Below are 18,292 nucleotides of genomic sequence, written 5' to 3' on the forward strand. Positions count from 1 at the left end.
CCCCTAAGAAAACAAAGCCGAAAGAATAGAGAATACTCCGTTTCGGCGGCCCTTGTTTTGCTCCGGCAAAGGAGAAGCGCCGGCGGCAACCGATAATACCGATGCTAGCCGGTGTACGCCTGACGCAAACGATTCGGCTCCAGGCATGTCGCATAACGGAATTCCTTCTTGGACCGCCTTAACTCCCGCACCTCCCGCAACGTTCGGAAGCACCCCGGCAACGTCCATACGCAGCGAGCCGGCAATCTTCTCCGGCTTCTCTCCTTGCGGATCGTATCCGTTCAGTATGAACGACATTCGGCCCGGATCGAGACCGACGTATTTCCAATAGCAGTCATACCACTCGTTCCAGCTCCACAAATACGAACCGAATCTTTGCTGTGCAACAAGCCATCTTACGTCCGCATGCCTTACCGCGCAAATCGTAGCCGCATTATCGGGAATAGCGGATACGTCCACGATCGTGATATCGAAAGTCGTTCTGCATACGTCAAGCAAGTGCTTGACCATGTCCGGGGTGACATCGTCCGCCGTGTCCCTCCGGTGCGTCCCCGGCAATATTCGAAGCTGCGGGGATTGACGATACGGAATGCACGTATCCCAAAGCTCGGACCGCTTCAGCACTCCGGTTTGCAATTTGGACCGAAGCGTCAGGTTGGAGCGGTCCCTCTCCGGCAAATGCAGGCACGCCCGGATTTCCGGGTTTTTCAAATTAAGATCGAGCAGCCCGATCTGGAGCGGAGAATGACGGGCAAGCGCCAAAGCCGTGTTGATCGCCACGGCGGTCGCGCCGTCTTTGCTGGCAGCCGACCATATGGCCGTGACAATACCGGGTCCGGCCGTCGTTGGATCGTTATCCGAATCGTTCACGACGCGAATGATTTCTTCGTCGCTTATTCCCAGCGGCGCGATCCGTATTCCGGCTTCATCCGCCAGACGGTAGAGAATCTCCAGCCACAAGGAGTCATAGACTGTTTCGTCGGGAATGACCGTTATTTTGGCTTGGGGCTGCCGGTTTCGAACCGTTGCGACCCATTCCCAAGGATACGATTCTTGGAACAGGCTCGAATGAAGAACGATTTCATCATATGAACGATCCAATTCGGAGAAAAATGCCGCCTTCTCATGCACAACGGTCAATGAGCCGTCAACCGCCATGGAAGATTGCACAGCCGTCAACAGATCCCCCTGTTTCATTCCGAGAAGCGCGCTCATTTCGATTCATCCCCTTCCGCTGGCAATGTTTTCGACAATAACTCATAACCTGGTGTAACCCGAGCCGGAGAAGTATCCTGCAAAGACAAATCCGGAAGCGCAAGCTTAATGGTTCCCATGATCCGGGCCAACGTGTAAGCTTCGTAAACCTCTTCCGACATAATAAACGTGTTCACATCCGGTTTGCCGTTCGCCGCCCCTCTTACTCTCTGATGCTGCCGGCCGGTCGGTTGGAACGCTGCATCCAAAGAGGCGGTATCCGTCACTTCGGCTCCCTCCGCCGTCCGTACGCCGGCTACTCGTAATCCTTCTATAATTTTGAGAGAGCCGACCAGCTCTCCACCGATTTCCTTCGCTTCGGAAAACTCCACCCATACGTCCACACGGTCGCCTCTGCGAATCATGTTGCTTACGTTTGCGACGTCGTCCGTCTTAAAGGAGATGTAACGTTCCCCGTCCCTCGGCGTAATTTGATCGTCCGCCAGCTTCCAGGGCAATATTTGTTCTTCCGGTCCTATGGGGGCAACCGCCGTCTTTCCGACGACATCCGCCGCTTTCGTGACGGCCCCCGGCTGCAGAGCATTCACAGGTACGGTTGCTTTGCGCAGCATGGACGCGTCGATGATTTCTCCGCTAGCGATAAGTCTCGCCGGCATTAATGCTGCGGTTGTGTCGATTTGCTTCTCCACCCGGTTGGCATACCACGAATAGCCGTACACGGATGCCGCCATCATGGCGATACCCACGATCGTCACGATCCACTTGCGCATAGTAAAAAATCACTCCTGGTCACAAAAATCCTGAAAAAAGAAAACGCCCAGCTACCGCTTTCATTCAAGCGGTAACCAGGCGATGCTTTCGCTCTGTGAAATATTCAACTGCCTAAAATTTAACACAATGAGAAAAGGCTCGTCAACACATTATTTTCGTTGCTGAGGCATAGAAAAATATACCAAAACCCCTGCAACGATATTATTATTAACATAAATTACTTTCAACAACAAGCGAGGTACATATGAAAAAAACGTTTGCGGCGTTATTTTTGTCAACGGGTGCGGCTTTATTGGTCTATGTTATGTCCGGAATTTCTTTGCTCGCGACTACGTTTGTTATATTAATTTGCGCACTGGTTATCGGAAGTTTCATATGGCGCAAAAGCTCGGAAAATAAGCGGCTTGACTTGAAGAGGCGAGTAGTAACCGGTCTTATAGCCGGCGCTCTGGCAACCGCTCTTTATGACGTGTTTCGTTTTTTACTCATTAAAATAACCGGCATTATGTTCTGGCCTTTCGATATTTTTAACATTTTCGGCAAGGCGCTTGTCGGCGCGGAACAGGCCGGTTTCTGGGTTACGATTTTAGGATTCGTATTTCATATCGCCAACGGCATCGGCTTTGGGATCGCTTATACGATTGCCTTCGGCGAGCGGGGCATCTGGATGGGTATTCTTTGGGCCATGATCCTGGAAGCGATGATGGTGACCGTATACCCCGGTTGGCTTGGGCTAAAGGCTTTGGATGAATTTTTGTCGGTGTCCGTATTCGGTCATTTTGTCTACGGAATTACTTTGGGGTACATGGCTAAGAGACTAATTCTTAGGAAGGAGGTTGCCTCTTGAGCGATCAAAGTAGTTTGGCCGCGAAAATTTCGGGTATATGGTGGGTGCGGGTACCTCTTTTGGCAAGAAGGCTATCAACAAAACTGACTCACAATTTGCTTGACGGCTTTTACTTGAATGCTTGGCCGGTCGTTTCCGCTATTGCGCCGCCTCTTGTGCTGTTGTCGGGTTTGGCTGCCGGGTGGCTGGAGCCCGAAAGCAGGCAAGTATTTTCCGAATCACTTACGCTGATGATGCTCATGGCCGCAATCGGCACCATGAGCGCCCAGCTTGGAATGATGTTTCTGCTGGGATATATTGCGGGTGATGTTTTTGCCGGCAGCGCGCTGAAAGATATCATTTCCAGCCCCATACTGTATGGAATACCGAAGATCATTGAATATGCAATCATGGCGATTCTGCTCATCAAGTTTCCCGTGGCTATCAAAATGCTCGCAGCCGAAATCAAGCTGCCGGGCATCCGATTGAAGGCGAAATTCGTGATCGCCGCCATTCTCCACGTTGCATTAACCGGGGTGCTCGTATATTTATGGACGCAGGCGACCCCTGTATTGCTGCGGCCGTTGTTCACATGGCGCGGATTTGATCCGACGGTGCGGGCAATGGCTCCGCTGCAGCAGCATGGGATGGTGATTGTCGTCATCGCGGTTACGGCTTCGGCCGCACGGATGGTGATTCAAGGGTGGACCGCGTTTGAAGCAAATCTCAGCTCCAAGCTGGATCCTCTGCAAGAACGGCTGTTGTCGGCGCCTGTTGTGCAGTCTTTAACCGAGAATCTGAACAAGTGGTTCCTTTTGATCGCGGCGACGATATGGTCTTGTTTATTGCTGTCGGGCGTGTACCAGTCGTTCTTTGATGCGGTTGTGATCGCCGGCGTTACCTTTTGCCTTCTCGGAATAAGGAAAGGAGTCATTCCGTTGCCGCTCGGATTTTGGGCTCGGCTCATGGAACGAATTCCGCTGCTCATACGGCTTGGGATCGGTTTTTTCATTGTTCACTATCTTTCGCAAACGTTATTGGCCGGTCTTATGGGTCAAACGAATACGTTCAGACCGGTCCTGTATTTAACCGTGGTTTCGATGATTATCATCTTTTTGCTCACTCCGGGTACGGCGGAGAAACCGGTCAAGGAAGGGGATGAGCAAAAGACATGATGCGCAGGTGGACCGTAATACCGATTTTCATCGTCTTTTTCGCGTTGTTTCCCGAGATTGCGTATGCGGATAACTGCAGCAGCTTGGGCGATTGCTTCGGCACGCTTAGAGCCGCGGTTGCCGCGACAGTCGGCCTTGCCATATTTGCCACCATCCTCAGCATCGGTCTTGATTTTATTCCTATTGTCGGCACTGCGAAAGGGATTATCGAATCCATCACCGGAAGAGACCTGATAACCGGAGAAGAATTGGCCAAATGGGAAAGGGCCATGGGCATTATTCCGTTCGTCGGAGCGGTGCCGGGGCTGGTGAAGCTAGGGAAGCTGGGCGACGATCTGGCCGATGCAAGCAAGGCGATGGATACGGTTGGCGAGGCAGGCAGTTCCCTTAAAAAGGTGGACTATGGAGACCACTATACGAAAGTTGACGGCAAGAAAGCGTTGAAACCCGACATTGAGTACACAACCAATGAAGGTTACCGCTATACAACCGATAGTAACGGAAGAATAGCGAGCGCGGAGGCCAATTTGCAGCTTGGTAAAGCAGACCGGAATAAATATGCGCAAAGGAAGGTCGGCGGGGAGGACAGGTTATCGAGCGATGACGGCGGACATCTGGTGGCGAGCATTTTCAAAGGTTCCGGCGAAATTGACAACATGGTACCGATGGATGCTACACTGAACAGGAGCGAGTATAAAGTGTTGGAGAACACTTGGAAAAAGGCTTTAGAAGAAGGCAAAACGGTTGAAGTCAGAGTTGAACCTATATATAGCGGGGACTCGGCCCGTCCTTCGAAATTTGAAGTGGAATATAAAATCGACGGCAAGAAATATGAAGTGAATTTAACGAATTATGAAGGGGGTCCGTAAATTTGGAAACAAAACAAATGGAAGCTTTATACCAAAAAATAGCCAACGTCTTGAATAATATGATTCCGGAAGATTGGAAAAAGATCTTGCTGTACGCGGAGTTCAGAGAAGGATTTTCTCAAGTGTTTTTTTATTACTATCCGCAGGAAAACCGGGGAAAACCGGTATATAGCTTGGATATAACGGATATTTTTAATGTGGATAGACGTCATCACAAAGGTTTAAAGCAAGAGCTCTATGAATGCTTCGAGCAGCTTTGGAATGAATTCAAGGCGCAGGAACAAGAGCAATGGACGAGTTTAACTTACACGTTAGATAACACGGGCCGAATGAAAATCGACTATGGGTATGAGGACATTTCGCAAATAAGCCCTGTTGAGAAACAAGAGAAGTGGGAAGCTCGATATTTAGACTGAAACCTATGACGGCATAATATTTATAATATAAATGACATAAAAATCCGTTTGGCAAACATAGGGCATGCACTGCACTTTATGCAAGCAAGGAGGAGTTTGAATGTCCTTATTTGACAAATTTAAACAGGGTGCATCCGAGGCTGCAAAAAAAGCGCAACAAACCGTTGAACTTACCCGTTTAAAGACACAAATTTCCGTGAAAGAGAAGGAAATCGAGAAGAGCTATAACTTCATCGGCAAAGCGGTTTTTGAAGCATTTTCGAAAGGGGATATGTCCCAGTCCGAAAGTGAAGTTCGTGCCGTATGTCAGCTCATTTCTCAGTTGAAGCAAGAGATAAAGTTACTGGATCAAAAAATTATCGACGTTCGAAATGAAAAAGAGTGTGTTTGCGGTACATCCGTCTCGGCAAACGCCAAATTTTGTCCCGAGTGCGGGAATAAATTTGACTACGGCACAAATCTTGAGGACTGAGCGGACTGCTCGTCGACGAATACAATGTCAAGCTCGCATCACAGACCATTCTTCCAACGAAAACAACGGCTCCGCCTTCATGTCGAGCGGGGTGAATTCTCCGCGTTTCCACTTCAAATAAGCGGCCGCGGCGATCATGGCCGCATTGTCCGTGCACAGCGAAAGAGGCGGCACCGCGAGCGGGATGCCGGTTTCATCGCAGGCTTCGCTAAGTTTGGCGCGCAGCCCTTTGTTCGCGGCCACACCGCCGCATAGCAGCAATTGCTCGGCGCCGAATTCCTTCGCGGCGCGGAGCGCCTTCGTCACAAGCACGTCGACGGCGGAGTTCTGGAAGCCGAGGGCAAGTCCGGCTTTATTGACGACGTCGCCCTTCATCTTCGCTTGATTTACGACGGCAAGCACCGCGGACTTGATGCCGCTGAAGCTGAAATCGTACGACTCCTGCTCCAGCCAGGCGCGCGGAAGCTCGATTTCCTCGTCGGCTTCCTGCGCAAGCTTGTCCACGTATGGGCCGCCCGGGTACGGAAGTCCCATGGCGCGCGCGACTTTGTCGTACGCTTCGCCGACGGCGTCGTCGCGCGTTCGTCCGATGAGGCGGAAGCGGCCTTCAGATTCGACATGCACGAGCTCCGTATGCCCGCCGGACGCGACAAGCGCGACAAGCGGATAGCGCAGCTCCTGCACCAGCGCGTTCGCATAAATATGTCCGGCAATGTGGTGCACGCCGATAAGCGGCAGCTCAAGCGCGAACGCAAGGGCCTTCGCCGCGACGATGCCGACGAGCAGCGACCCGACAAGTCCCGGGCCTTGCGTCACCGCGACGGCGGTCAAATCGCGCAGCTCCACGCCCGCTTCCCGCACCGCCTCTTCCATGATGCGGGTCATCGTCTCCACGTGCTTGCGCGACGCGATTTCCGGCACGACCCCGCCGAAGCGCCGGTGCGTCTCAATCTGGCTCGAGACTATGTTCGAGAGAATATTCGTTCCGTTCTCCACCACCGCGACCGATGTTTCGTCGCAGCTCGTCTCCACCGCCAAAATGAGGCACCGTTCGCCGTTCGTTATGTCCGTTGCCATCCTCCGGCCTCCTTTCGTTACACTTATCGTTATAAAAATGCCTCCATACAGTCGTAACCGGAGTTTGTCCGGTTACGACCTGGCCAACAGCCGATTTCGACTCGCTTAACCGGAGTTTGTCCGGTTACGACCGGGCCAACAGCCGATTTCGGCTCGCTTAACCGGAGTTTGTCCGGTTACGACCGAGCCAACAACCGATTTCGACCTTATACCGCCGGCAAATCCGCCCACATGATCAAAGCGTCCTCGCCGTTGTCGGAGTAGTACCCGCGCCGCACGCCGACACCGCGGAAGCCGAACTTCGCGTACAGCCGCTGCGCAACAACGTTGCTCACCCGCACCTCGAGCGTCATGCGCGCCGCGCCGAGCCGGTACGCCTTCACGGCCAACTCGGCCAGCAGCCGCTCGCCGAGCTTGCGGCCGCGATAAGCCGCACGCACGGCAATATTCGTAATGTGCGCTTCATCGATAATGATCCACATCCCGCCGTAGCCGATGATGCGCCCTTCGTACTCCATCACTGTGTAATGGGCAAAATGATTTTGCGTCAACTCGTTCATAAACGCCGCTTCCGACCAAGGAGCGGTGAACGATTCCACCTCAATCTCGCATATCGCCGGAATATCCTGCTGCCGCATCATGCGAAACGTCACATCAGGCGCTGTCGCCGCCATCGTCTACTACCTTCCTCTCGTTATTCCGGTGCGCGGGCGATCAATTTCGCCTCCGCCTCGGCAAGCTGCGTATAATTCGGCGCGAGATCGTGCGGATCGCGCACCAGCGCCGCCGCCCCGTGCCTGCGCGCCACGGCGGCGATATCCCGCGCCCGCATCGCATGCGGCACGCGCAGCGCCACCGTGCCGCTTCCCTCGGCAGCGGCGCCGACCTCGCCGGCGAACGAATCCTCGTCGCCGACGACGAACACAACCGCGCCCGGCCGTTCCGGCGCGCGCATCACCTGTTCCGCATACCCCCGGAACAGTTCAATGCCGTCGGCGCGCACTCGCGACCACGCGCCGCCAACGTCCACGGCGTACACCGCCGTGTAGGCTTGCCCGCGCCGCGCGTCCAGCGCCGGCACCACCCAAGCCGGGGCGCTCACAGTCGGCGACGCGCCGCAAGCCGCCAACCAGCCGCCGAGCGACAGCGCCTCCAAGCTCGACACCGCATACAGCGGCAGTCCGAGCGACCACGTGAACGTCTTCGCCACCGTAACGCCGATCCGCACGCCCGTGTACGATCCAGGGCCCACGCCGATCGCAACCGCACGCAAGTCGCGCGTACGCACCCCGCATCCCTTCATCAATTCATCGATTTCCGGAAGCAGCCTGACGGAATGGTTCCGCTCCGAAAGCGACTGCGTCTCTCCCAGCACTTTGTGCCCCTCGACAATTGCGACCGACATCGCGGCCGTCGACGTATCCATCGCGAGCACCGGCCCGTCTGCAAGCCCTCGGCCCGCCGCGGCTGCGCCCGCTCTCACATCACTCACTTGCCAGTACCCCCAATTCCGCCAACTTCCCGCACCATGCCTCATACCCGAAGCCGCGGGGCGTCAGCGCAAACTCCCGCTCCGTCGCCCCCAGCACCGAAATATACATATCCAGCCGTTCGTCGGGCAGCAGCTCCGGAATGCGGCTCGCCCACTCGACGACCGTCACGCCGCTCCCGAAAAAATACTCCTCCAACCCGAGCTCCTCCGCCTCTTCCGGCGAAACCCGGTACACATCCATATGATAAAAAGGCATCCGCTCGCCCTCATATTCCTTAATAATCGTAAATGTCGGCGAATTTACCGTCTCCTTCACACCGAGCGCTTTCGCCAACGCTTGCGAGAATCTCGTCTTTCCCGCGCCGAGGTCGCCGTCAAGCGCAAGCAGGTGCCCCGGACCCGCCCGCATGGCAAGATGCTTCGCGAGCCGCTCCGTCTCGTTCTCGCTTCCGGCGTAAAACCTGTACCGCTTCCCCGCCATCGCCCGCAACCCCTTCCATGGGAAAAATGTTCCCGCCAATCTCAACTAAGCAAAGTGATTGTACCCGCGCTTGGCGACCGCTTCAACCCGTCCGTCAGCCGTCAACAGCTCCACCCCGGGCTCGCCCTCCCGCACTTCGCCGATCACCGCCGGAGCGCACCCCGCATCGGCCAGCGCCGCAAGCAGCGCGTTGGCGCCTTTCCGTGGCGCCGTGCCGACGAGCTGGTAATCCTCGCCGCCGTACAAAATAAAGTCCAAAGCATCCCTGCCGACGTCCGCAGCATACCTCGCCAACGCGCCGTCCACCGGAATCACGGAAGCATCCAATGCGATCCGGACGCCTGATGCTTCCGCGATCTCCCACGCTTCGCTCGCGAGCCCGTCGCTGATGTCGTTCAACGCGTGCGCAAGCCCCACCGACATCGCAAGCACGCGGCCCGCCGCCACTTGCGGATCAGGCCTGCGGTGCGCCCGAATCAGCTCCGCGTACGGCAGGTCGCCTTCGACTTCCTGTTCGGCCGGCAGCCGACGACGCATCAAATAATCGAGGCCCGCCGACGACAGGCCTAGCGCCCCCGTCACGAAGACGACGTCGCCGGCCTTGGCGGCGGAGCGCAGCAGCGCGCGCTCCCGCTCCACGCTCCCGACCGCCGTTACCGTGACGACGAAATGCTGCGGGGACGATGTCGTGTCCCCGCCGATCAACGCGACGCCGTATTTCGCGGCGCACGCGTATAACCCCTCGTACAAGCGCTCCGCCCGCTCGGCGGAAAACCCCCGCGGCACGCTAATCGCCGCAAGCGCGTACAGCGGCTCCGCGCCCATCGCCGCCAAATCGCTGATGTTGGACGCCATCGCCTTCCAACCCGTGTCCTCGTCGCGCATCGTCCACGGGAGGAAGTGCACCGTCTCCACCATCGTATCGCACGTCAGCACCATGTGTTTCCCCGGAGCCGGCTCCACGACCGCCGCGTCGTCGCCGACGCCGACCACAACTCCCGTTCGCTTCGAACCGCCCGCGCCCGCATCCGCACGCCCAGCCGTCAACCGCCGGATTAACGCAAATTCGTCCATGAAGCACCGCCTGTTATCCGTTCCTTAATTCCCTTGTGTTCCCTCATTATATCGGCAGAAAGCGGCGGCAAGCAAGGGAGGGGACTTTCCCCGCTTGCAAAAAGGCGCCCCCGGCAGCATCTCGCCGGCAGGGCGCCTTCCTCCAAACTTACATCCGCGTCGCAGCTTTGCCGACCTCGGTCAGCTCCTGAACCCGAACCGTCATCGATTCGCGCGGCTGGTCGCCTTCCTCGTGCACCGTCGCCATCTGCGTCGTAGCGTCGACGCTGTCGATCCACACTTGTTTCCCGTTCATCTCCACTTGGAATCTTTCGGGGCTCTCGATAATTTCTTTCGCGCGGTTAACATCCATGTCCAGTACCTCCGTTAGTCATCGGCTGGCAGCCGTAGTTCAACCTGTAGTGTTTCCAGCTCCGCCAAAATTATCCGGCCCACGGCAACGGGCTCCTCCAGCCTCTGAGCATAAACTAAGTCTTTCCAATGAAAAAATGTTTTGTTTTGGTAACGCTGTCTTACTCAAAATGTGGCTTCGCACCGTTTGGTGTGACGCTGAAAAGCGCATAATAGATATCAAAATTAGGAGGACATCCCATGCATACGATTTGGAAAGGCGCCATCTCGTTCGGACTTGTGAATATACCTGTTAAAATGTATGCCGCGACCGAGGACAAAGACATCTCGATGAGAATGCTGCACAGGGACTGCGGCACGCCGATCTCGTATTCGAGACGGTGCCCCAACTGCGAAATGCCGGTGGAGAACGAGGCGATCGTGAAAGGCTTCGAGTATGAGAAAGGACGTTTCGTCAGATTCGAGAAGGATGAGCTTGACGCACTGGCGGCGGACGCTTCCCGCGAAATTAAAATTTTGGATTTCGTCGATTTGGAGGAGATCGATCCGATTTATTTCCAGAAGACGTACTATTTGGGCCCCGGAGATACGGGCGCCAACGCGTACGGTTTGCTGCAGCAGGCGCTTAAAGACACCGGGAAAATCGGCATCGCCCGGGTGACGATCCGCAACAAATCGTCGCTCGCGGCCATCCGGATCGTGGGCAACTGCATCTCGATGGAGACGATTTTTTATCCGGATGAAATTCGCCCGGCGGCGCAAGTGCCGAACCTGCAGACGACAATGAACGTGAGCGACAAAGAACTGACGATGGCGAAGATGCTCATCGAGCAGTTGTCCGTTCCGTTCGAGCCGGAGAAGTACCACGACGAATACCGCGAGCAAGTGATGGAGCTGATCGAGAAGAAGATTGCCGGCGAAGAGATCGAGATCGCTCCGGAACCGCGCCGGACCAATGTGATCGATCTGATGGCCGCGCTTCAGGCAAGCTTGGAAGCGGCGAAAGACAAATCGCCCGATGTGGCGGCGGCGACGGACAGAGGCGCTGCCGGAGCAGGTGCGCCGGGTGCGGGTGCGGGTGCGGGTGCGGCCAAGCCGAAGCGCACGCGGAGGAAGGCCGCCGGAGCCGAGGACGACGCGAAAGACGGCGCCGGGAAGGAGCCGGCGCGCCGGAGATGAGCAAGCCCGTCTTGCCGCGGGAGCCGTTCGGCCCGATCTCGCGCGACGATATTCCGAAGGGCGACGAATGGGGATATCAGCTGAAATGGGACGGCGTCCGGGCGCTGGCGATCGTGGATGACGGGGAAGTCGAGCTGTATTCGAAGAAGCTGCTGCGCAAAGACGCGACATATCCGGAGATCGTCCGCACGCTTCGGCGATTGAAGGGAACGTTCCTGCTCGACGGGGAGATCGTATACTTCGATCCGGTCGAGCAGCGGCCGGTGTTCCAGAAGGTGCTGCAGCGCGAACGCACCCGCACCGCCGCGGCGCTTGCGCGCAGCAGCGAGGAGCAGCCCGTGTGCTACGTGCTGTTCGACCTGCTTCATATCGGCCGCGACGACATCCGATACCGGTCTTACAGCGATCGTCTCGCCGCGCTGCGCGAAGCGTTTCCGCCCGGCGGCGATTCCGCGCTGCTCGTGACCGACCTGTTCTCGGACGGCGAGACGCTGTGGAATTGGGTCGAAGCACACCGGTGGGAGGGCATCGTGAGCAAGCGCTTGTCCGCGCCGTACCGCGAAGGGAAGAATCATCAGGACGCGTTCAAGAAGCGCGTCATCCAGCGCTACGACGTGACGGCCGTTGGCGTAACGATCCGCGAAGGCCGCGCGGCGAGCCTCGTTACCGTGTACGACGGCGCCTACTTCGGCCGCGTATCGCTCGGGCTGAACGGCCGCAGCCGTTCCGCCCTGGACGCTTATGCCGCTGCGCACCGCGCCGAAGCGATGCCGTTCCGCGCCTTGCCCGCGGACCTCAAGCGCGAAACGGTCGCCTGGCTCGCGCGACCGTTCAAGCTCTCCGTCACCGGTCTGGAGGTGACGCCTGACGGGCTGCTTCGCCATCCGAAGCTCGCCGATCCGCCCGCGCTCGAGCGCTTCCTCGCCGCAGCGTTAGAGTCTCCCGGCCCGACCCAGCGATAGGCTCGCTCGTCTCTTCCCGCTCGAGTCCACCGCGTCCGTCCCCGGGCTCGAGTTAGGGTCAAAAGTTGACCTTAATCGCCGAAATAGGGTCAATTTTTGACTGTATTCATTGTCCGGGCGCGCATTTTTCCAGGCGAGTTGGCGGATTAGGGTCAATTATTGACCCTATGGAGACTCCGTAATCCCAGCCAGCCAAACGTAAGGTCAGATATTGACCCTATCCACAAAAATAAGGTCAATATTTGACCCTCTGAATCAATACCTGACAAATAACTTCATTTTTTGAAGTTATTGCGCGCTCGACATCCGCCCGATTTCAGACAAACCGCCATCAGCCATCAACCAACGACCGAAACGAAAGGAGGCGCGCGACCGACCATGGCAACCGCTTCGAAAGACAAAGGGGTCATCACGATCGACGGACACGAGATCATCGTGACGAATCCGAACAAACCGCTGTGGCCGGAAGAGGGCATCACAAAGCTCGAGTTCCTCGACCGGCTCATCGCGTTGTCGCCGTACCTGCTCCCATATACCGCGAACCGCTACTTGACGACCATACGGTGGCCGCACGGAATTCACGACGAATCGTTTTATCAAAAAAATTGCCCCAAAGGCGCGCCGGAATTCGTGCGTACGGCGCAGCTCGGAGGCGTCAATTACGTCGTGCTCGACTCGATTCCGACGCTGCTGTGGCTCGGCAATCTAGCGTGCCTTGAATTTCATCCTTCGTTTCATTACATCAACGACGAACTCCCCGCGGAATGGCTGATCGACATCGATCCGTCCGTGGAGGAGGAGCCGCGCATCATGCGCGCCGCCAAAATCGTCGTAGACTTGCTGCACTCGCTCAACATCCGCTGCATCCCGAAGACGTCGGGCGCCACCGGCGTGCAAATTTACGTTCCGATCCGCCGCGGCTACACGTTCGAGCAGCTGCGCAAGATCGGCAAGTTTCTTGGGGACTTCCTCGTCCAGTCGCATCCGAAGCTGTTTACGATCGAGCGGATGAAGAAAGACCGCGGCGACTTGATCTATTTCGATTATTTGCAGCACTGGTACGGGAAAACGCTCTCCGCGCCCTACACCCCCCGCGCCAAACGGGGAGCAACCGTCTCGACGCCCCTCTTTCCGGATGAATTGGACAAGGGAATCACGCCGAAGGATTTCCACCTCCGCAACATCGAGAACCGTCTTACCCGCCTCGGAGACATTATCCGCACCGTCGAGCCGCAGTCTCTGGATCACGTGCTCTCCATATTAAAGTAGCGGGGACACAAGCCTTCCCAACGCTTCCTTCACCTTCTGAATGACGGGACGGTTGGCGAACGAGGCGAGCGTCACCTCCACACTGTCCGACATATCGCGCATGAAGTCGTCCGCAAGCTTGCCGATCGTGCCCGCATCGAACACGGCCGCAATGATTTCAAAATTGCTGTAAAAGCTTCGCAAATCCATATTCGCCGTACCTACACATGCAAAATGGCTGTCAACGACGATCGTCTTGGCATGGATGAAACCTTTTTGATACCGGTATATCTTCACTCCCGCCTGCAGCAGCTCATCCACATAAGAAAGCGACGCCCAGAGCGTCAACCGGTTGTCGGCCACTCCGGGGATGACGATGCGGACGTCCACCCCAGCGATAGCCGCCGTCTTCAAAGCCATAATAATGCTGTTGTCGGGAATAAAATACGGACTCGTTATGAGAATGCGCCGCTCCGCCGAGGAGAATGCCGAGAAGAGTACTTCCTGAATCGCGTCCGCATCGGTGTCCGGTCCGTCAGGCAATATTTGCAGCGCCTCGGTTCCCTGGACGTCGTGCTTCGGGAACAGGGCGTCCGAATATTCGAGCCGCTCCTCGCTGACGAACCTCCAATCGCTGATGAACGTTCTCTGGAGTCCGTACACCGCATCTCCGCGTATGTGTAAGCAGGTATCCCGCCAGAACCCAAGCTTCTTATCTTTACCCAAGTACTCGTCGCCGATATTGATTCCGCCGATATAGCCCCAATAACCGTCAATGATCGTAAGCTTCCGGTGGTTTCTGTAGTTGATGCGTTTGTCAAAAAAGGCGATATGGGCCGGAAGGAAGCATTTGACCTGCGCCCCCGCGTCACGCAGCTCATTCCAGAATGTATTGGGCGTTGAATAGGAGCCGATCCCGTCGTAAATGATGCGCACCTTCACTCCTTCCAGCGCTTTGCGGATCAGCGCTTTCTGGAATGTGCGGCCGACGTCGTCGTCATTCCATATATAATAGAGAAGATGGATATGGTCTTTCGCGCGCTCGATCCGTTGAAGCATATGTTTATACGCGGCTTCCGCCGATGAAAGCACTTCGGTCGCATTCCTTATTGTGACCGGCGCATCCGGAAAGCTTCGCAGCATGCCGAACAGCCGTTTCTGTCCGTGCATGGCCGGATTCGGGAAATGCTCCGGCGATTCGACGGACGGCAGCCGCCACATGCGCTGCCTCTTGCCTTCCTCCGCCGCCGCGCGGCTCTTCCTGCGCACCTTCCTGCGGCGCCCGTATTCTTTCGCGAGAAAATAATACATGATGAAACCGACCAGCGGAAACATGACCAAGATCGACAACCAAGCGACGGCTTTGGACGGACGACGAAACTCTGCCGCCATGATCGTAATGAATTGGAATAAATACAGCACCAAAATGACGACGAGCCAAATCAATCGTCCCACCCCCTAAGCTTACTCATGGTTTGCTGTTTCTTTCGAAGCACGCCGATGCAACGAAAAAACTCCGCTTCGTCTTACGGAAGCGGAGATTGGTTGTAAGAAAAACTTCCGCTGAATGACGTACCCGCAAGAAAAACTTCCTCTATTCGCGGTCTTGCTTCTATGCATGTGCTTCGAAGAAGTTTTTCTTTAAGTACATCGATAGAAGTTTTTCTTAAGATTCGCTTAATTTATAGTCTGCGCAAGACGGCTTTTCGCGATTTTCAAATAGCCGTACACGTTCTGCAGCTCGCTGTCTTCCACAAAGCGAAGCCGCATGGAACCTGCCTCTTCCAGTATATACGGTTTTAACGCCGCGGCTCCCCCGCCGATTACGTAAAAGCATTGGATATCGGGGTATTTGTTCCACCGCTTCTTGATCAGCTCGACCATCTTCCGCGCGGCGCGCGTAAAATAGGAGTCGACAATGCCTCGAATATCCGCCTGCCCTTCGCCGATTCGTTGAATCGTATAGTTGCGGTTCTTGATTCGCTGCACAAGCTTCGCACGGCTCGGGAACGTGTAGCCGTACATATCTTCAACATCGCGGATGATGCCGTCCAAATACGTGGACATCCCCATCTGTTCGCCGTGGCTGAAATGATTGTCGACCGAAAGCCGCTTCACAACGGGGAAATCCGTCGTCAATGCACCGATTTCGCACACTCCGATGCAGCCGTAGTACAGTTCTTCTTCCTTCACCTGGAGCGTTTCATGCGTCGCCATATGATATACGGCCGCCGCTCCTTCGATCGCAACGACGGCTTTCCGGATGACGACCTTCACTTTCCGTCCTTTAAACCGGGGGGTCGAATGGAACGTCACTTCATGCTCGCCGGCGAGCCGCTCCTCGAACGTTCGGTTGAACTTGGCGTACGTGCGGACCGGGAGTCCGGTTCCGACGACATACTCCACCTCTTCGGCGGCATTGTTAACGGCGCTGCCGTACGCTTGCGACATGATGCCGGCATAGGCCAGCGCGGTGAGCGCCACAATGAGCGACTGGTCGGATACCGCTTTATTATCGGTTTCCTCGAGCTCGAAATTGTCTTCATGCTCGACGGCCAATGCGCCTACGAAATAACGCCTGCCGTTCTTCCCGAGAGACGGACTGTGAACGGATACGTCCAAAGCTTGCAAAGGCGACTCTTCTTCTTGAAGCACCAGACGTTCATATCCCGGCGCAATTACGTTCGGAACGACAATCGGCTCCCGAATGCCTTCCAACACAATTTTAACACTATCATTGCCCACATCAATACCGACTAACTTTGCCATTCTTCATCTTTCCTCCTTCCGATGTGCAACCCGATGAAGATCGAAGCGAAAAACCTTACAAGTCATTGAAATTTCGAGATTGTTCGACGAAATTCCTGCTTTTTCTCTATTTTACTGGGTATTTTTTCTTAGATAGCAGGAAAATCGTCGAAATATGGCGAATATTGCTAAGGCTTTTCTTGACAAAAACGCTCATACTATTTGAGTCAAGCGAATACTTCAACTGACCTAAGGAGACGATATGCTTCCCCATTGGAAAGAGAAAAAGCTGACACTCGTTGTAATCCCTGAAGCGAACAGCCAGGTGCGGCAATTCCGGTTGCCGGTTCTCTGGATGTATTTGATTCCTGCCGCCCTGCTCATTCTTGTCGCCATTACGGCGGCTCTGGCACTGCTTCAAGGCGTAATGCTCAACACCAACGGCCAATTGAAAGCCAAATGGGACATTGACCGCGAATCGATGGAAAAGCTTGTAGCAGCCAAAGATCAGGAAATCCAACAGCTTCAAAGCGAGTTTGTAAAGCTGCTCGCCGAAGCCGATCAGATGCGGTCGAAAGTGGAAGATTTGCAAGGCTTGGAACAAGAATTGCTGTCCATCACGGAAAGCGGCGGCCCGGCCAACAAACCCGGCAATAAAGCGGTTCCCGTCGCGGTCAACGCTAAAGCAAGCCTCACGCAGGAAACCGAATCCGTCGGCGGCGAGCTTTATCCGATCGAATCCGAAGACTTGCTCGCCCGGTCCCAAGAGACCCGCGTGGAAATGCAGACGCTCGGCGGCGAAACCGAAAGGCTTCAAGCCGCTCTCCATGAAGCGAAGAAGGATGCGGAACGCCTCGCTTACATACGCAGCATAACGCCGTCCATCTTCCCGACGGAGTCGAAGCGGATCACCTCGATGTTCGGATACCGCAAAGACCCGTTCACACGCCGCTCGGCGTATCACCGCGGCATCGATTTTTCCGGCGATGTGAACGATCCGGTGTACGCGACAGCCGCAGGAAAGGTGAGCCGCACCGGATATGACCGCGCGATGGGAAACTTCGTGTTCGTCAATCACGGCAACGGCTTGGAAACCGTGTACATGCATTTAAATAAAGTTTTAGTGGACCATGGCCAACGCGTTGCGAAGGGCGAGAAGATCGGTCTGCTCGGTTCCACGGGACGCAGCACCGGGCCGCACCTTCACTACGAGGTACATAAACATGGCGCAGCGATCAATCCCAAACCATACTTGCAGCCAGGAAGAAAGGATGACGCGTGATGTTTAAAGGAAAACGCATCGATGTAAGCGCCACCGACACATTGATCGGCGAGGGCAGCGTATTTGAAGGCAAAGTGAAATCGGAGGCAAGCATCAGAATCGAAGGCCGGTTGATCGGCGATATTGAGTGCGAGGGAGACGTTACCATCGGCGAAGCCGGAAATGCCAAGTCGAACATTACCGCACGCAATGTGGTTATCGCAGGAGTCGTTCACGGCAGCGTTACTACCAAGGGGACGCTGACGATTACCGCCACGGGTCAGCTGTACGGCAACACCACGGCGCAAACGCTCGTCATCGCCGAAGGAGCCGTCTTCCAGGGTACGAGCAAGATGGAAGGGAAGCAAGGCGCAGGCAAAGAAGCGAAACCGGAGCCGGAGAAATCTTCTTCCGGGTCCCAATCGTACGGCTCGGTAGCCATGTAATATGCTATGACAACGAAGGGGCTGTCCCAAATGTCATCAAGGATGACTTTGGGACGGCCCCTTGCTTTACCGATGCTTTCTCAACGGAGCTGCCGTGGATACTATAGGGTCAATAAAGAGACTGTCGACTCTTTGTTGACACGAACTTGCAGCCGAAATTTTTCGCTTACAGCACATGTATCCGGCACTTTCGGCCCGCTTCGCCTTACTAACCGGAGAAACTCCGGTT

General features: G+C 55.7%; 20 protein-coding genes. 10 read left to right on the plus strand and 10 right to left on the minus strand.

Features of this window, described 5'->3' with window-relative positions; genetic code table 11:
• Positions 1–3: 3 nt before the first annotated feature.
• Together JET16_RS28350 and cpaB are read right to left on the minus strand one after the other, a co-directional pair.
• Positions 4–1,215, minus strand: coding sequence for an AAA family ATPase (locus JET16_RS28350; protein WP_199624420.1), 1,212 nt, complete (start codon positions 1,213–1,215; stop codon positions 4–6).
• The gene (cpaB, locus tag JET16_RS28355) at positions 1,212–1,985 is read right to left on the minus strand and encodes a Flp pilus assembly protein CpaB (protein WP_199624422.1); all 774 of its coding nucleotides are present in this window, start codon (positions 1,983–1,985) and stop codon (positions 1,212–1,214) included. Before cpaB ends, JET16_RS28350 begins: the two co-directional genes overlap by 4 nt.
• A 245-nt stretch (positions 1,986–2,230) precedes the next feature.
• Between cpaB and JET16_RS28360 the strand changes: the two genes are divergently transcribed.
• The 5 genes from JET16_RS28360 (at position 2,231) to JET16_RS28380 (ending at position 5,744) form a co-directional block, all read left to right on the plus strand.
• Entirely contained in the window at positions 2,231–2,833 is a 603-nt protein-coding gene (locus tag JET16_RS28360; RefSeq protein WP_199624424.1) for a DUF6789 family protein, read from the plus strand.
• Positions 2,830–3,987, plus strand: coding sequence for a hypothetical protein (locus JET16_RS28365; RefSeq protein ID WP_199624426.1), 1,158 nt, complete (start codon positions 2,830–2,832; stop codon positions 3,985–3,987). The genes JET16_RS28360 and JET16_RS28365 overlap by 4 nt, the downstream gene beginning before the upstream one ends.
• Positions 3,984–4,856: a DNA/RNA non-specific endonuclease gene (locus JET16_RS28370; protein ID WP_233532395.1), complete on the plus strand. Its 873-nt coding sequence runs from the start codon at positions 3,984–3,986 to the stop codon at positions 4,854–4,856. The genes JET16_RS28365 and JET16_RS28370 overlap by 4 nt, the downstream gene beginning before the upstream one ends.
• Positions 4,857–4,858: 2 nt before the next feature.
• A complete protein-coding gene (locus JET16_RS28375) occupies positions 4,859–5,272 on the plus strand; it encodes an immunity protein YezG family protein (RefSeq protein WP_199624428.1) in 414 nt (137 codons plus the stop codon).
• Positions 5,273–5,372: 100 nt separating this feature from the next.
• Positions 5,373–5,744 carry a zinc ribbon domain-containing protein gene (locus JET16_RS28380; protein ID WP_199624430.1) on the plus strand — a complete coding sequence of 124 codons (372 nt, stop codon included), beginning with the start codon at positions 5,373–5,375 and terminating at the stop codon, positions 5,742–5,744.
• Positions 5,745–5,771: 27 nt separating this feature from the next.
• Here JET16_RS28380 and tsaD read toward each other — a convergent pair whose 3' ends face one another.
• The 6 genes from tsaD to JET16_RS28410 form a co-directional block, all read right to left on the minus strand.
• Positions 5,772–6,821 (minus strand): tRNA (adenosine(37)-N6)-threonylcarbamoyltransferase complex transferase subunit TsaD, encoded by a 1,050-nt coding sequence (gene tsaD / locus JET16_RS28385; RefSeq protein ID WP_199624432.1) that lies wholly within the window; start codon positions 6,819–6,821, stop codon positions 5,772–5,774.
• 206 nt (positions 6,822–7,027) lie between these two features.
• Entirely contained in the window at positions 7,028–7,495 is a 468-nt protein-coding gene (gene rimI, locus JET16_RS28390; RefSeq protein ID WP_199624434.1) for a ribosomal protein S18-alanine N-acetyltransferase, read from the minus strand.
• Positions 7,496–7,515: 20 nt separating this feature from the next.
• Positions 7,516–8,247 carry a tRNA (adenosine(37)-N6)-threonylcarbamoyltransferase complex dimerization subunit type 1 TsaB gene (gene tsaB / locus JET16_RS28395; RefSeq protein WP_233532396.1) on the minus strand — a complete coding sequence of 244 codons (732 nt, stop codon included), beginning with the start codon at positions 8,245–8,247 and terminating at the stop codon, positions 7,516–7,518.
• Between the two features lie 58 nt (positions 8,248–8,305).
• A complete protein-coding gene (tsaE, locus tag JET16_RS28400; protein ID WP_199624438.1) occupies positions 8,306–8,794 on the minus strand; it encodes a tRNA (adenosine(37)-N6)-threonylcarbamoyltransferase complex ATPase subunit type 1 TsaE in 489 nt (162 codons plus the stop codon).
• A gap of 45 nt (positions 8,795–8,839) precedes the next feature.
• Entirely contained in the window at positions 8,840–9,868 is a 1,029-nt protein-coding gene (gene thiL / locus JET16_RS28405) for a thiamine-phosphate kinase (protein WP_199624440.1), read from the minus strand.
• Between the two features lie 148 nt (positions 9,869–10,016).
• Positions 10,017–10,220 (minus strand): H-type small acid-soluble spore protein, encoded by a 204-nt coding sequence (locus JET16_RS28410; RefSeq protein WP_199624442.1) that lies wholly within the window; start codon positions 10,218–10,220, stop codon positions 10,017–10,019.
• A 239-nt stretch (positions 10,221–10,459) separates the two neighbouring features.
• Here JET16_RS28410 and ku point away from each other — a divergent pair, with 239 nt between their 5' ends.
• The 3 genes from ku to JET16_RS28425 all read left to right on the plus strand — a co-directional run bounded on the left by ku (position 10,460) and on the right by JET16_RS28425 (position 13,629).
• The gene (ku, locus tag JET16_RS28415) at positions 10,460–11,398 is read left to right on the plus strand and encodes a non-homologous end joining protein Ku (protein ID WP_199624444.1); all 939 of its coding nucleotides are present in this window, start codon (positions 10,460–10,462) and stop codon (positions 11,396–11,398) included.
• On the plus strand, positions 11,395–12,360 hold the full coding sequence (locus JET16_RS28420; RefSeq protein WP_199624446.1) for an ATP-dependent DNA ligase: 966 nt from the start codon (positions 11,395–11,397) through the stop codon (positions 12,358–12,360). Before ku ends, JET16_RS28420 begins: the two co-directional genes overlap by 4 nt.
• Before the next feature lie 378 nt (positions 12,361–12,738).
• On the plus strand, positions 12,739–13,629 hold the full coding sequence (locus JET16_RS28425) for a DNA polymerase domain-containing protein (RefSeq protein WP_199624448.1): 891 nt from the start codon (positions 12,739–12,741) through the stop codon (positions 13,627–13,629).
• On the opposite strand, the gene cls is transcribed toward JET16_RS28425, so the two are convergent.
• Both cls and JET16_RS28435 read right to left on the minus strand, forming a co-directional pair.
• Positions 13,621–15,054 carry a cardiolipin synthase gene (gene cls / locus JET16_RS28430; RefSeq protein WP_199624450.1) on the minus strand — a complete coding sequence of 478 codons (1,434 nt, stop codon included), beginning with the start codon at positions 15,052–15,054 and terminating at the stop codon, positions 13,621–13,623. The two genes, JET16_RS28425 and cls, sit on opposite strands and share 9 nt — an antisense overlap.
• Before the next feature lie 231 nt (positions 15,055–15,285).
• The gene (locus tag JET16_RS28435) at positions 15,286–16,377 is read right to left on the minus strand and encodes a ParM/StbA family protein (RefSeq protein ID WP_199624452.1); all 1,092 of its coding nucleotides are present in this window, start codon (positions 16,375–16,377) and stop codon (positions 15,286–15,288) included.
• A gap of 241 nt (positions 16,378–16,618) precedes the next feature.
• Here JET16_RS28435 and JET16_RS28440 point away from each other — a divergent pair, with 241 nt between their 5' ends.
• Both JET16_RS28440 and JET16_RS28445 read left to right on the plus strand, forming a co-directional pair.
• Positions 16,619–17,638: a M23 family metallopeptidase gene (locus JET16_RS28440; protein ID WP_199624454.1), complete on the plus strand. Its 1,020-nt coding sequence runs from the start codon at positions 16,619–16,621 to the stop codon at positions 17,636–17,638.
• Positions 17,638–18,063, plus strand: a complete 426-nt coding sequence (locus tag JET16_RS28445; protein WP_199624456.1) for a bactofilin family protein — start codon at positions 17,638–17,640, stop codon at positions 18,061–18,063. Before JET16_RS28440 ends, JET16_RS28445 begins: the two co-directional genes overlap by 1 nt.
• The last annotated feature ends 229 nt before the right edge of the window (positions 18,064–18,292 follow it).

The organism is Paenibacillus alkalitolerans, from assembly GCF_016482785.1.
In the GTDB taxonomy this organism is placed as follows: Bacteria; Bacillota; Bacilli; order Paenibacillales; family YIM-B00363; genus Paenibacillus_AE; species Paenibacillus_AE alkalitolerans.

Bases quoted from the DNA above. Each gene is read 5' to 3' on its own strand.
- JET16_RS28350 (WP_199624420.1), bottom strand. From the start codon at position 1,215: ATGAGCGCGCTTCTCGGAATGAAACAGGGGGATCTGTTGACGGCTGTG.
- cpaB (WP_199624422.1), bottom strand. From the start codon at position 1,985: ATGCGCAAGTGGATCGTGACGATCGTGGGTATCGCCATGATGGCGGCA.
- JET16_RS28360 (WP_199624424.1), top strand. From the start codon at position 2,231: ATGAAAAAAACGTTTGCGGCGTTATTTTTGTCAACGGGTGCGGCTTTA.
- JET16_RS28370 (WP_233532395.1), top strand. From the start codon at position 3,984: ATGATGCGCAGGTGGACCGTAATACCGATTTTCATCGTCTTTTTCGCG.
- JET16_RS28380 (WP_199624430.1), top strand. From the start codon at position 5,373: ATGTCCTTATTTGACAAATTTAAACAGGGTGCATCCGAGGCTGCAAAA.
- tsaD (WP_199624432.1), bottom strand. From the start codon at position 6,821: ATGGCAACGGACATAACGAACGGCGAACGGTGCCTCATTTTGGCGGTG.
- rimI (WP_199624434.1), bottom strand. From the start codon at position 7,495: ATGGCGGCGACAGCGCCTGATGTGACGTTTCGCATGATGCGGCAGCAG.
- tsaB (WP_233532396.1), bottom strand. From the start codon at position 8,247: ATGGATACGTCGACGGCCGCGATGTCGGTCGCAATTGTCGAGGGGCAC.
- tsaE (WP_199624438.1), bottom strand. From the start codon at position 8,794: ATGGCGGGGAAGCGGTACAGGTTTTACGCCGGAAGCGAGAACGAGACG.
- thiL (WP_199624440.1), bottom strand. From the start codon at position 9,868: ATGGACGAATTTGCGTTAATCCGGCGGTTGACGGCTGGGCGTGCGGAT.
- JET16_RS28410 (WP_199624442.1), bottom strand. From the start codon at position 10,220: ATGGATGTTAACCGCGCGAAAGAAATTATCGAGAGCCCCGAAAGATTC.
- ku (WP_199624444.1), top strand. From the start codon at position 10,460: ATGCATACGATTTGGAAAGGCGCCATCTCGTTCGGACTTGTGAATATA.
- JET16_RS28420 (WP_199624446.1), top strand. From the start codon at position 11,395: ATGAGCAAGCCCGTCTTGCCGCGGGAGCCGTTCGGCCCGATCTCGCGC.
- JET16_RS28425 (WP_199624448.1), top strand. From the start codon at position 12,739: ATGGCAACCGCTTCGAAAGACAAAGGGGTCATCACGATCGACGGACAC.
- JET16_RS28435 (WP_199624452.1), bottom strand. From the start codon at position 16,377: ATGGCAAAGTTAGTCGGTATTGATGTGGGCAATGATAGTGTTAAAATT.
- JET16_RS28440 (WP_199624454.1), top strand. From the start codon at position 16,619: ATGCTTCCCCATTGGAAAGAGAAAAAGCTGACACTCGTTGTAATCCCT.
- JET16_RS28445 (WP_199624456.1), top strand. From the start codon at position 17,638: ATGTTTAAAGGAAAACGCATCGATGTAAGCGCCACCGACACATTGATC.